The organism is Mycobacterium sp. ITM-2016-00316 (assembly GCF_002968335.2).
Lineage (GTDB): Bacteria > Actinomycetota > Actinomycetes > Mycobacteriales > Mycobacteriaceae > Mycobacterium.
The window spans coordinates 2,808,258-2,820,573 of sequence record NZ_CP134398.1; the positions used below are offsets into that span (position 1 = coordinate 2,808,258).

The 12,316-nt window shown below is 68.5% G+C and carries 12 protein-coding genes; 10 read left to right on the forward strand and 2 right to left on the reverse strand.

Translation table 11 applies throughout. From position 1 onward, the window contains the following. The first annotated feature begins 1 nt into the window (after position 1). The 4 genes from hisF to C6A86_RS13520 are packed head-to-tail and all read left to right on the forward strand — an operon-like array spanning position 2 to position 3,759. Positions 2–775: an imidazole glycerol phosphate synthase subunit HisF gene (hisF, locus tag C6A86_RS13505; protein WP_105362161.1), complete on the forward strand. Its 774-nt coding sequence runs from the start codon at positions 2–4 to the stop codon at positions 773–775. Beyond that, a complete protein-coding gene (hisI, locus tag C6A86_RS13510) occupies positions 775–1,119 on the forward strand; it encodes a phosphoribosyl-AMP cyclohydrolase (protein WP_105362160.1) in 345 nt (114 codons plus the stop codon). The genes hisF and hisI overlap by 1 nt, the downstream gene beginning before the upstream one ends. A 35-nt stretch (positions 1,120–1,154) precedes the next feature. Continuing rightward, positions 1,155–2,774 (forward strand): class I SAM-dependent DNA methyltransferase, encoded by a 1,620-nt coding sequence (locus tag C6A86_RS13515; RefSeq protein ID WP_199196083.1) that lies wholly within the window; start codon positions 1,155–1,157, stop codon positions 2,772–2,774. Further along, positions 2,764–3,759, forward strand: a complete 996-nt coding sequence (locus tag C6A86_RS13520) for a hypothetical protein (protein WP_105362158.1) — start codon at positions 2,764–2,766, stop codon at positions 3,757–3,759. The genes C6A86_RS13515 and C6A86_RS13520 overlap by 11 nt, the downstream gene beginning before the upstream one ends. On the opposite strand, the gene C6A86_RS13525 is transcribed toward C6A86_RS13520, so the two are convergent. Together C6A86_RS13525 and C6A86_RS13530 are read right to left on the reverse strand one after the other, a co-directional pair. Further along, on the reverse strand, positions 3,756–4,556 hold the full coding sequence (locus C6A86_RS13525; RefSeq protein WP_105362157.1) for an ABC transporter ATP-binding protein: 801 nt from the start codon (positions 4,554–4,556) through the stop codon (positions 3,756–3,758). The genes C6A86_RS13520 and C6A86_RS13525 overlap by 4 nt on opposite strands. Positions 4,557–4,558: 2 nt before the next feature. Then, entirely contained in the window at positions 4,559–5,014 is a 456-nt protein-coding gene (locus tag C6A86_RS13530) for a peroxiredoxin (RefSeq protein ID WP_199196085.1), read from the reverse strand. Between the two features lie 61 nt (positions 5,015–5,075). Between C6A86_RS13530 and C6A86_RS13535 the strand changes: the two genes are divergently transcribed. The 6 genes from C6A86_RS13535 (at position 5,076) to lgt (ending at position 12,199) form a co-directional block, all read left to right on the forward strand. Further along, positions 5,076–6,605, forward strand: a complete 1,530-nt coding sequence (locus C6A86_RS13535) for an anthranilate synthase component I (protein ID WP_396835206.1) — start codon at positions 5,076–5,078, stop codon at positions 6,603–6,605. After that, a complete protein-coding gene (locus C6A86_RS13540; RefSeq protein ID WP_105362272.1) occupies positions 6,602–7,225 on the forward strand; it encodes a TIGR02234 family membrane protein in 624 nt (207 codons plus the stop codon). The genes C6A86_RS13535 and C6A86_RS13540 overlap by 4 nt, the downstream gene beginning before the upstream one ends. Positions 7,226–7,340: 115 nt before the next feature. After that, on the forward strand, positions 7,341–8,159 hold the full coding sequence (gene trpC, locus C6A86_RS13545; RefSeq protein WP_105362273.1) for an indole-3-glycerol phosphate synthase TrpC: 819 nt from the start codon (positions 7,341–7,343) through the stop codon (positions 8,157–8,159). 7 nt (positions 8,160–8,166) lie between these two features. Further along, a complete protein-coding gene (trpB, locus tag C6A86_RS13550) occupies positions 8,167–9,426 on the forward strand; it encodes a tryptophan synthase subunit beta (RefSeq protein WP_105362274.1) in 1,260 nt (419 codons plus the stop codon). Beyond that, positions 9,423–10,211 carry a tryptophan synthase subunit alpha gene (gene trpA, locus C6A86_RS13555; RefSeq protein WP_105362275.1) on the forward strand — a complete coding sequence of 263 codons (789 nt, stop codon included), beginning with the start codon at positions 9,423–9,425 and terminating at the stop codon, positions 10,209–10,211. The genes trpB and trpA overlap by 4 nt, the downstream gene beginning before the upstream one ends. Then, a complete protein-coding gene (gene lgt, locus C6A86_RS13560; RefSeq protein WP_105362276.1) occupies positions 10,208–12,199 on the forward strand; it encodes a prolipoprotein diacylglyceryl transferase in 1,992 nt (663 codons plus the stop codon). Before trpA ends, lgt begins: the two co-directional genes overlap by 4 nt. Positions 12,200–12,316: the final 117 nt, after the last annotated feature.

Below are 12,316 nucleotides of genomic sequence, written 5' to 3' on the forward strand. Positions count from 1 at the left end.
GATGGGTGTCGCGGTCAGGGTCATCCCGTGCCTGGACGTCGATGACGGCCGGGTCGTCAAGGGTGTCAACTTCGAGAACCTCAGGGATGCAGGTGACCCCGTCGAACTGGCGGCAGCCTATGACGCCGCCGGCGCCGACGAGCTGACCTTCCTGGACGTCACCGCCTCCTCGGCGGGGCGGTCCACCATGCTCGAGGTGGTGCGCCGCACCGCCGAGCAGGTGTTCATCCCGCTCACCGTCGGCGGCGGGGTGCGCTCGGTGGCCGATGTGGACACCCTGCTGCGCGCCGGTGCGGACAAGGTGTCGGTGAACACCGCCGCGATCGCGCGACCGGAACTGCTCGCCGAACTGTCCAGGCAGTTCGGTTCCCAGTGCATCGTGCTGAGCGTCGATGCCCGCACGGTGCCCGCGGGGTCGGAACCGACCCCGTCGGGCTGGGAGGTCACCACCCACGGCGGCCGTCGCGGCACCGGCATCGACGCCGTCGAGTGGGCCCGCCGCGGAGCCGAACTCGGGGTGGGGGAGATCCTGCTGAACTCGATGGACGCCGACGGCACCAAGGCCGGTTTCGACCTGCCGATGCTGCACGCGGTGCGCGCGGCGGTCACGGTCCCGGTGATCGCCAGCGGCGGCGCGGGCGCGGTGGGCGATTTCGCCCCGGCCGTGCAGGCCGGGGCCGATGCGGTGCTGGCCGCCAGCGTGTTCCACTTCGGTGAACTCACCATCGGTGAAGTGAAGGCCGCGATGGCGGCCGACGGCATAGAGGTGCGGTGATGGCTCTCGACCCCGCCGTCTCCGCACGGCTCAAACGCAATGAGGCCGGCCTGTTCACCGCGGTGGTGCAGGAACACGGCAGCGGCGACGTGTTGATGGTCGCCTGGATGGACGATGACGCGCTGGCCCGCACCCTGGAAACCCGCGAGGCCACCTACTTCTCGCGGTCCCGCGGCGAACAATGGGTCAAGGGCGCCACCTCCGGGCACACCCAGTACGTGCGCTCGGTGCGGCTGGACTGCGACGGTGACAGCGTGCTGCTCGAGGTCGACCAGGTCGGCGGGGCCTGCCACACCGGGGATCACAGCTGCTTCGACGCGGATCTGCTGCTCGGCGACGCTTGACCGTATTTGTCGGTGGCATCGTTGACAATGGCCCGGTGACCGAAGACACCGCCGCCACCCGCAAGGCCCGCGGTGCGTTCTTCACCCCACCGCAGATCACCCGGTATCTGGCCGACTGGGCGGTGCGCGCACCCGATGACGCGGTGTTCGAGCCGTCGGCCGGTGACGCCGCCTTCCTGGTCGCAGCCACCGAACGGTTGCGTCGGCTCGGCGCCGAACACCCCGAACTCGACGGGGTCGAGATCCATCCCGCCAGCGTCGCGACGGCCCGGCGCCGGGTGACCGAGGCCGGTGGCAGGGCGCGGGTGCGCACCGCGGACTTCTTCGACATCGCCCCCACACCGACGTATTCGGCGGTGCTGGGCAACCCGCCCTACATCCGCTATCAGGACTTCCGTGGCAGTCAGCGGGCCCAGTCCCGGCGCGCCGCGCTCAAGGCCGGCGTCACACTGTCGGCGCTGGCGTCGAGCTGGGCGGCATTCACCGTGCACGCCGCACTGTTCCTGCGTCCGGGCGGCCGGATGGCGCTGGTGCTGCCCGCCGAGCTGCTCAGCGTCAACTACGCCGCCGCGGTGCGCAAGTTCCTGTTCGACCGGTTCGCCAGCGTGGAGCTGGTGATGTTCGACGAGCAGGTCTTCCCGGGGGCCGAGGCCGATGTGGTGCTGCTGCTGGCCGATGGCTTCGGGGCGGGCCCGTCCGGGCACGCCGTCATCCACCGGGCCCGCAATGCCGAATCGTTGACTTCCGAACTGGTGCAACGGCATTGGTCCCCGGTTGATCCGGCCGACAAATGGGTCAGCGGGCTCATCGGCAATCGTCCCGTCGAGATTCTGCACGGCCTGCACGACGACGGGCGGTTCAGCACGCTCGAAGAGTGGGGTGACACCACGCTGGGCATGGTGACCGGCAACAACGGCTACTTCGCGTTGTCCCCGGCCCGGGTGTCCGAGCTCAGGCTGCGACCGGCCGATCTGCTGACCCTGTCCCCGCCGGGCAGCGGGCACCTCCGTGGGCTCGCCCTGTCCACGAACCAACTCGCGGCACTGGGCGCCGACGGGCGCTCGGTGTACCTCTTCCGGCCTACCGGCCGTCTCTCGGCGCCGGCGCAGCGCTATATCGACGCCGGCCATGCCGCCGGGGTGCACCTGGCCTATAAATGCCGGGTCCGCACACCCTGGTACCTGGTGCCGCTGGTGAAACCAGCCGACCTGCTGCTGACGTGCATGAATGCCGACACGCCGCGGCTGGTCACCAACCGGGCCGGCGCGCACCACCTCAATTCGGTGCACGGGGTGTACCTGCGCGACGAGGTGGCCGCACTGGGACGTGATCTGTTGCCGCTGGCCGCGCTGAACTCGGTGACCGTGCTGCATGCGGAGATGGTGGGCCGCGCCTACGGCGGCGGTGTGCTGAAAATCGAACCGCGCGAAGCGGATCGCTGGCTGGTGCCGGCCCCGGACCTGATCGCCGCCCGCGCCACCGAATTGCGGGCCGCCCGGCGCACCGTCGCCGCGCTGCTGGGTCGCGGCAAGCTGCTCGATGCGGTCGGCGTCATCGACGACGCGCTGGACCTGGCGACGGACCTGGAATCGGTTCAGGCCGCGCGCCATTCGCTGGCCTCCAGGAGAGCGGTAAGGTCGCGGCGTGCCCGCTGAGCCCTCCGCCAAAGCCACCGCCTGGGCCATCTTCGACCGGATCGTCGCCGACGCCGCGCCCGCCGGGGTGCACACCAACCCGTGGCTGCGGACCGCTGACACGCTGACCTTCCGCCCGGACTTCAAGGTGCTGCGCAAATTGCTCGGCGTACCGCTGTACCTGGACGCCCCGTCCACCACCGGGGTGCCCGCGCTGGCCTTGGACGTGTGGATGTCCTACGAGTTGCGCCGCGCGGGCTTCGAACCGGATGCGGTGTGGCCGCGGCCCACCGACCCGCGGATCATGCCGGGTGCGATCGCCAGTCTGCTCGAGGCGCTGCCGCAACGGGAACGTCAGCTCATCGAGGCGCGGCTGGGACGCTCGATGAAGGGCATCGTCGGCTCCAGCGCCAGCGTGCTCGGCAAGCACTACATGAAGCAGGTCGACGTCGTCATGTCGGACTGGGATACCGGTCCGGAATTGCTGATCAGCACCAAGCGGATGGATTCCAGTTTCGGAAAGAACGCCGCCAACCGCGTCGAGGAGAGCTACGGGGACGCCAAGAACCTGCGGCTGCGACACCCGCTGGCTGCGCTCGGCTTCGTCTACGGACTGCGTTCGACGATCCTGACCTCCGAGCCCGACAAGGCCGAATGGCTGATCGACCTGCTGGGCAAGCTGGGCACCGAGGACGACGCCTATCACGCCACCGCGCTGGTCATGATCGACTACGAGGCCGACGGAGTCGAGTCACCCGAGGATGAGGTGGACAGCGTCGAAAAGGCGGAATCCGGACTGCTTTTCGAGATCGTCGACGTCGCGACCGCCGCGGTCGACGAGGCGCTGGCCGCACTGCCGGACATCGCGATCCGCCACGATGTGGTGCCGCCGCAGTTGCAGCCGGCGAGGTTTCTGGCCATCATGGCCAACCGCGTCATCGACACCTCGCCGGTGACCCGGCACCGGGAGGCGCGCCGCCGCCGCGATCAGGCCCCGATCGGTTAGCCAACCACCCTGGAACTGGCCTTGGCCCGTGCGCTCCACCGGCCGTCGTCGAACCCCACCGTCACCGGATGCCGGAACGCCGCGCTGACGTGCTCGGTGGTCACGGTGCTCTGGGCCGGACCGATGGCCACCGTGCGGCCCGCACCGATCAGCAGCGCATGGGTGGTGCTGGTGGGCAGTTCCTCCAGGTGATGGGTCACCAGGATGGAGGCCATCTCGGGATGCGTGACCTCCAGTGTGTCAATGGTTTCCAGCAGTTGCTCACGGGCGGCCACGTCCAGGCCGGTGCTGGGTTCATCCAGCAGCAGCAGCCGCGGTTCGGCGATCAGGGCGCGGGCGATCAGCGACCGTCCGCGCTCGCCTTGGGACAGCGTCGGCCAGACGGCGTCGGCGCGCGCCGACAGGCCCACGGTGTCGATCAGTTCATCGGCCCGGCGCACCTGCTCGGGGCTGGGGGTCCAGCGCGCCGCGGTGTCCACGGTCGCGGTGAAACCGGTGAGCACCACCTCACGCACGGTCAGCGGGTACTGCAACCGGTGCCGCGGATTGACATGGCCGATGGATCGGCGCAGCACCGACAGATCGGTGCGTCCCATCTGACCGCCCAGGATGCGCACCGTGCCGCTGCTGGGAAACGTGACCGCCGCGCAGAAGCCCAGCAGCGTGCTCTTACCGGCGCCGTTGGGTCCCAGCAGCGCCCAGTGTTCACCGGCCTGCACCGTCAGCGAGATGCCGTCGATGATCTGCTTGCCGTCGCGGCGGAAGGTGACGTCGGTGATCTCCAGTACCGGTGTCACCGTCAACGCGCCCTGAGCACCTCGAGGGCCTTGTCTGCGTGGGTGTCCATGCTGAACTCGCTGGAGATGACCTCGAGCACGGTGCGGTCGGTGTCGATCACGAACGTCGTCCGCTTGACCGGCATCAGCTTGCCGAGCAGGCCGCGTTTCACCCCGAACGCGGTGGCGACCTTGCCGTCGGCGTCCGAGAGCAGCGGGTAATCGAAGCGCTGCTGATCGGCGAACTTAGCCTGCTTCTCCACCGCGTCGGTGCTGATGCCCACCCGCGAGGCACCGACGGCGGCGAACTCGGCGGCCAGGTCGCGGAAATGACAGGCCTCCTTGGTACAGCCGGGCGTCATCGCGGCGGGGTAGAAGAACAACACCACGGGTCCGTCGGCGAGCAGTGCCGACAGACTGCGCATGGTGCCTGTCTGGTCGGGCAGTTCGAACTCGGCTACGCGGTCACCGGTCTTGATAAGCGTCACGGCTGCCCACGCTACGCCGAACGGCTTTCCGGCGTCTGGGAGGATTGGGCCCGTGCAACCCAATACCGTCACGCTGGCCGTCACCACGCCTCGCGAGGACTTCCGGGAACTCGCCGCCGGGCACCGGGTGGTTCCGGTGACCCGCAAGGTGCTGGCCGACAGTGAGACACCGCTGTCGGCGTACCGCAAGCTGGCCGCCAACCGGCCGGGCACGTTCCTGCTGGAATCCGCCGAGAACGGACGGTCCTGGTCGCGGTGGTCGTTCATCGGTGCCGGCGCGCCGTCGGCGCTGACGGTCCGCGACGGCGAGGCGGTCTGGCTGGGCGCCACGCCGAAAGGCGCACCGTCCGGTGGCGACCCGCTCGTCGCGCTGCGCAGCACGCTGGATCTGCTGGCCACCGCCGCGCTGCCCGGGCTGCCGCCGCTGTCGTCGGGGCTGGTCGGGTACTTCGCCTACGACATGGTGCGCAGGCTGGAACGGTTGCCGGAGATCGCCGTGGATGATCTGGGGCTGCCCGACATGCTGCTGTTGCTGGCCACCGACATCGCCGCCGTCGACCACCACGAGGGCACCATCACCCTGATCGCCAATGCAGTGAACTGGAACGGTACCGACGACCGTGTCGACGAGGCCTACGACGACGCGGTGGCCCGCCTCGATGTGATGACGGCCGCCCTCGCCGAGCCGCTGCATTCCACGGTGTCCACCTTCAGCCGGCCGCAGCCGCAGTTCCGCGCGCAGCGCACCGTCGAGGAGTACAGCGCGATCGTGGACAAGCTGGTCGGAGATATCGAGGCCGGTGAGGCATTCCAGGTGGTGCCCTCGCAGCGTTTTGAGATCAGCACCGCCGCCGATCCACTGGATGTCTACCGGATGCTGCGGGCGACCAATCCGAGCCCGTACATGTACCTGCTCAACGTCCCGGATGCCGAAGGGGGACTTGATTTCTCCGTCGTCGGGTCCAGCCCGGAGGCGCTGGTCACCGTCAAGGACGGCAAGGCGACCACGCATCCGATCGCCGGAACCCGGTGGCGCGGCGACACCGAGGAGGAGGACGTGCTCCTGGAGAAGGAGCTACTGGCCGACGAGAAGGAACGCGCCGAGCACCTGATGCTGGTCGATCTGGGCCGCAACGATCTGGGCCGGGTGTGTCAGCCGGGGACGGTGCGGGTGGAGGACTACAGCCACATCGAGCGCTACAGCCACGTCATGCACCTGGTGTCGACGGTGACCGGGCATCTCGCGGACGGCAGGACCGCGCTGGACGCCGTCACCGCGTGTTTCCCGGCGGGCACGCTGTCCGGTGCGCCCAAGGTCCGCGCCATGGAACTCATCGAGGAGGTCGAGCTGACCCGACGCGGCCTCTATGGCGGCGTGCTCGGCTACCTGGACTTCGCCGGCAACGCTGATTTCGCGATCGCGATCCGGACCGCCCTCATGCGCGACGGCACCGCCTACGTGCAGGCCGGCGGGGGAGTCGTGGCCGACTCCAACGGGCCCTACGAGTACAACGAGTCCGCCAACAAGGCCAAGGCGGTGCTGAACGCGATCGCGGCGGCCGAGACGCTGGGGCAACCTTGATCCGGATCGCGCAGGCTTTGCTGGCCCTCGGCGCGTTGGCGCTATGGGGGGCCTCGCGCCTGCCTTGGGTCGAGGTGAGCACGTTCGACGGTCTCGGGCAGCCCAAGACCTCGACATTGTCGGGTGCGGCCTGGTCGACGGCGCTGGTGCCGCTCGCCCTGGTGCTGCTGGCGGCGGCGGTGGCCGCGCTGGCCGTCCGGGGCCTGCTGTTGCGCGCGGTGGCCGTCCTGGTGGCCGTGTCGGGAGCCGGGATCGCCTATCTGGGCATCAGCCAGTGGGTTACCCATGACGTCGCGGTACGCGCGGCCGGTCTTGCCGAGGTCCCGGTCTCCGCGCTGGTCGGCTCACAGCGCTTCTACGCCGGTGCCGGCGTGGCGGTGGCTGCCGCGGTGATTGCGCTGGTCGCGGCCGGATTGTTGATGCGTTCGGCGGCGACCGCTCGGACGTCTACGGCCCGTTACGTCGCGCCGGCGGCACGACGTGACGCGGTGCGCTCGGAAACGGCCGACGGCGGCGGCCCGGAGGGAATGTCGGAGCGGATGATGTGGGACGCGTTGGACGGGGGCAGCGATCCGACCAGCGAGCCGAACACGGCGGATCCGGACAACCAGGGTCGGTGACAGAAGGTGTGGCGCTGGCGACTAACCTTTCAGAAACAACGGGGTCCATGACATCGATGTGGTCGACGCAGACCATTCCGGGAGGATCCCGGCCGACGGAAAAGGACGATGGCCAATGAGTTCGGCGACCGTGCTCGACTCCATCATCGAAGGAGTCCGCGCCGACGTTGCCACCCGTGAAGCCGCCGTGAGCTTCGCCGACATCAAGCAACGGGCCAAAGATGCGCGGCCGCCACTGGATGTGATGGCCGCGCTTCGGGTGCCCGGCATCGCTGTGATCGCCGAAGTCAAGCGTGCCAGCCCTTCACGTGGTGAGTTGGCGTCGATCGCAGATCCCGCGAAGCTGGCGAAGGCCTACGAGGACGGTGGCGCTCGCGTCATCAGCGTGCTCACCGAGGAACGCCGCTTCAACGGATCGCTCGACGATCTGGACAGTGTGCGTGCGGCGGTGTCGATTCCGGTGCTGCGCAAGGACTTCATCGTCGGCCCGTACCAGATCCATGAGGCCCGAGCCCATGGCGCAGACATGCTGCTGCTGATCGTCGCGGCGCTGGAGCAAAAGGCCCTGGAGTCGATGCTCGACCGCACCGAATCGCTCGGGATGACCGCCTTGGTCGAGGTGCACACCGAGGAGGAGGCCGACCGCGCCCTGCAGGCCGGAGCTTCCGTCATCGGCGTCAACGCGCGCAATCTCAAGACCCTGGAGGTCGATCGCGACTGCTTCGCGCGGATCGCGCCGGGACTGCCGTCAAAGGTCATCCGCGTTGCCGAGTCCGGCATCCGCGGCACGGCCGACCTGCTGGCCTACGCCGGTGCGGGCGCCGATGCCGTGCTCGTCGGGGAGGGCCTGGTCACCAGTGGCGACCCGCGCAGTGCCGTATCCGACCTTGTCACCGCAGGCGCTCACCCGTCCTGCCCGAAACCCGCCCGCTGAGTTAGACATGGGCGATATCGCCGGCCCCGAGCTGCCCCACACCAGCGCAGCCCTCGCCGAACCCACCAGCCACGACCCGGACGCCAAGGGACATTTCGGACCCTATGGCGGACGCCTGGTCCCCGAGGCTCTGATGGCCGTCATCGAAGAGGTGACCGCTGCCTACGAGAAGGCGCGCAGCGATCAGACCTTCCTCGACGAGCTCGACCGTCTGCAGCGTCATTACAGCGGCCGCCCGTCCCCGCTGTACGAAGCGGAGCGGCTCACCCGCCATGTCGGTGGTGCCCGGATCTTCCTGAAGCGAGAAGACCTCAACCACACCGGATCTCACAAGATCAACAATGTGCTGGGGCAGGCGATGCTCGCCCGTCAGATGGGCAAGACGAGGGTCATCGCCGAGACCGGCGCCGGCCAGCATGGCGTCGCGACCGCCACCGCCTGCGCGCTGCTCGGGTTGGACTGCGTCATCTACATGGGAGCCGTCGACACGGCCCGCCAGGCACTCAATGTGGCCCGGATGCGCCTGCTGGGTGCCCGCGTGGTTGCGGTGGAATCGGGATCGAAGACGCTCAAGGACGCCATCAACGAGACCTTCCGTGACTGGGTCGCCAACGCCGATGACACCTTCTACTGCTTCGGCACCGCGGCCGGTCCGCACCCGTTCCCGCTCATGGTCCGTGACTTCCAGCGCATCATCGGCATGGAGACCCGGGTGCAGATCCGTGATCAGGCCGGCCGGCTACCGGATGCGGTGACCGCCTGTGTCGGCGGCGGTTCCAATGCGATCGGAATGTTCCACGCCTTCATCGACGACCCGGGCGTTCGGCTGGTCGGGTTCGAGGCCGCCGGTGACGGAGTTGAAACCGGTAGGCACGCAGCAACATTCACCGGTGGCTCGCCCGGCGCTTTCCAGGGCTCATTCTCCTATCTGTTGCAGGACGAGGACGGTCAGACCCTCGAATCTCATTCGATCTCAGCCGGTCTGGACTATCCCGGCGTCGGCCCCGAACATGCGCTGCTCAAGGACGCCGGCCGTGCCGAGTATCGACCGATCACCGACACCGAGGCGATGGATGCATTCCTGCTGCTGTGCCGGACCGAAGGCATCATCCCGGCCATCGAGTCGGCGCACGCGGTGGCGGGCGGGATGAAGCTCGCCGCAGAACTCGGGGCCGGCGCGATCATCGTTGTGAACCTGTCCGGTCGCGGCGACAAGGACGTGGAGACCGCAGGAAAGTGGTTCGGACTGTTGGACGGTGATTCGTGAGCCGGCTCGCCGGATTGTTCGATGGTTGCCGCGCTGAGGGGCGCTCGGCGCTCATCGGCTATCTGCCGACCGGCTATCCGGATGTCGAGACATCCATCTCGGCGATGACGGCCATGGTCGAATCCGGCGCCGACATCATCGAGGTCGGTGTCGCCTACTCCGATCCCGGTATGGACGGGCCGACCATCGCACGGGCCACCGAGGTCGCGCTGGCCGGCGGCGTACGGGTGTATGACGCCTTGCGGGCCGTCGAGGCCATCAGCAACGCCGGTGGTCACGCCGTGGTGATGACCTACTGGAATCCGGTGCTGTGCAAGGGCGTAGAGACCTTCGCACGGGATCTGGCATCGGCGGGTGGGCTGGGCCTCATCACGCCGGATCTGATCCCGGATGAAGCCGATGAGTGGATTCGGGTGTCGGAGCAACACGATCTCGACCGGATTTTCCTGGTGGCGCCGTCATCGACCCAGGAGCGGCTGGCTGCGACGGTCGAGGCCTCACGCGGGTTCGTCTACGCCGCGTCGACCATGGGTGTGACGGGTGCGCGTGATGCCGTGTCGAACGCCGCACCCGAGCTGGTGAGCCGGGTCAAGGCGATATCGGATATCCCGGTCGGCGTCGGACTCGGCGTGCGCTCGCGTCAGCAGGCCGCCGAGATCGGCGCCTACGCAGACGGTGTGATCGTCGGCTCGGCGCTGGTATCGGCTCTCGACGACGGTCTGCCGGCGCTGCGCGCCCTGACCGCCGAACTCGCCGAGGGTGTGCGCCAGGCGGTGCGGGCATGACGGTGACCACACTGGCCTACATCCCCAGCCCCGCGCAGGGTGTCTGGTTCATCGGTCCGGTACCGCTGCGCGCGTACGCGCTGTGCATCATCATCGGCATCGTCGCTGCGCTGGTCATCGGTGATCGGCGGTGGGAGGCACGCGGCGGCGAACGTGGCGTGATCTACGACATCGCCTTGTGGGCGGTGCCGTTCGGGCTGGTCGGTGGCCGTATCTATCACGTGATGACCGACTGGCCCACCTACTTCGGGAGCGGTGGCGCCGGGTTGGGCGCGGCGTTCCGGATCTGGGATGGCGGTCTGGGCATCTGGGGTGCGGTGGCTCTCGGCGGGGTCGGAGCCTGGATCGCCTGCAGGCGACGAGGAATCCCGCTGCCCGCGTTCGGAGATGCCGTTGCGCCGGGCATCATCCTGGCGCAGGCGATCGGGCGGTTGGGCAACTATTTCAACCAGGAGCTGTACGGCCGGGCGACGACCCTGCCGTGGGGCCTGGAGATCTACGAACGCCGTGATGCTGCCGGGTTCCGTGACTCCCTCAACGGTGTGTCGACGGGCGAGGTGGTCGGTGTCGTCCACCCCACGTTCCTGTACGAACTGCTGTGGAATCTGCTGATTTTTGCGCTGCTGATCTGGATTGACCGGCGCTACCAGCTCGGTCACGGCAAGGTGTTCGCGCTGTATGTCGCCGGTTACTGTCTTGGCCGGTTCTGGGTCGAGTTGTTGCGCAGCGATACCGCCACGCTGATCGCCGGTATCCGGGTCAACTCGTTCACCTCCACGTTCGTCTTCATCGCGGCGGTGGTTTACGTGATGGTCGCGCCCAGGGGGCGCGAGGATCCGTCGTCGCTGCGCGGTAACGCCGACATCGGTGAGACACCGGTCGCCGACGAGGCGGCCACCGAGGTGATCGAGGTGGGTGCCGTCGCTGGTGTTGTCGCCGCCGCCAAGGTCGCGGGTGCGGCCGACGGTACGGGCACCGCGAGTCCACCCGGCGACGAGGCCGCCACCGCTGAGGAAGTCGGCGTGGCTGACGCTGCCGATGAGGCCGACGACGTCGAGGAGCCTGTCGAGACGGAAGTGCTCCAGGTCGCCGCGGCGCCCGTGGGTGACTCTGTGGAATCTGTCGAGGTCGAAGATCCGGCCGAGCTCGACGAATCGCCTGCCGAAGCCGAGGCGGCTGAGGCCGAGGCAGAGACCGCAGAACCGGTGGAGTCGCCGGCTGATGAGGTTGTCGCCGACGAGTCCGCCGACGCGGAAGCGGCCGAAGGCGATTCCGGCGATGCCGAGGTAGCTATCGAGGAACCAGTCGACGCCGAAGAAGCCGTTGCCGAGGCTGAGCCCGCAGATGACGAGGAGTCGCCCGAGGCCGAGGCGGCCGACACGGCGGAAGCCACCGACGAGTCTGTCCCGACTGAGGAACCAGTCGACGCCGAAGAAGCCGTTGCCGAGGCTGAGCCCGCAGATGACGAGGAGTCGCCCGAGGCTGAGGCGGAGGACACGGCGGAAGCCACCGACGAGTCTGTCCCGACTGAGGAACCAGTCGACGCCGAAGAAGCCGTTGCCGAGGCTGAGCCCGCAGATGACGAGGAGTCGCCCGAGGCTGAGGCGGCGGACACGGCGGAAGCCACCGACGAGTCTGTCCCGACTGAGGAACCAGTCGACACCGGAGAAGCCGTTGCCGAGGCTGGGCCCGCAGAAGACGAGGAGTCACCCGAGGCCGAGGCGGCCGACACGGCGGACACGGCGGAAGCCACCGACGAGTCTGTCCCGACTGAGGAACCAGGCGACGCCGAAGAGGCTACCGCCGCGGAGGTGACCTCGGAAGCTGCGGTGTCCGAGGTCTTGACCGCGCAGCCTGTCGCTGCTGATGACGCTGTGACCGATTCCCAAGAGCCGCCCGCTGTGCACACCGACGCAGAATCCAGCACGGACGCAAAGAGTCTCGGTGAACGCTTCCGCAAACCCCGGTGGTTCCGCCGCAACGGCTGACCGGCCGGCTCGGGCTCCAGCACCGCGTGACGTTCAGTGCGGCCAACTGCTCGCAAACCGAGTCGAAGGCGTCGAAAGCCGCCAACACGGTCTCCCGATCCAACACCGCGTTCGCGA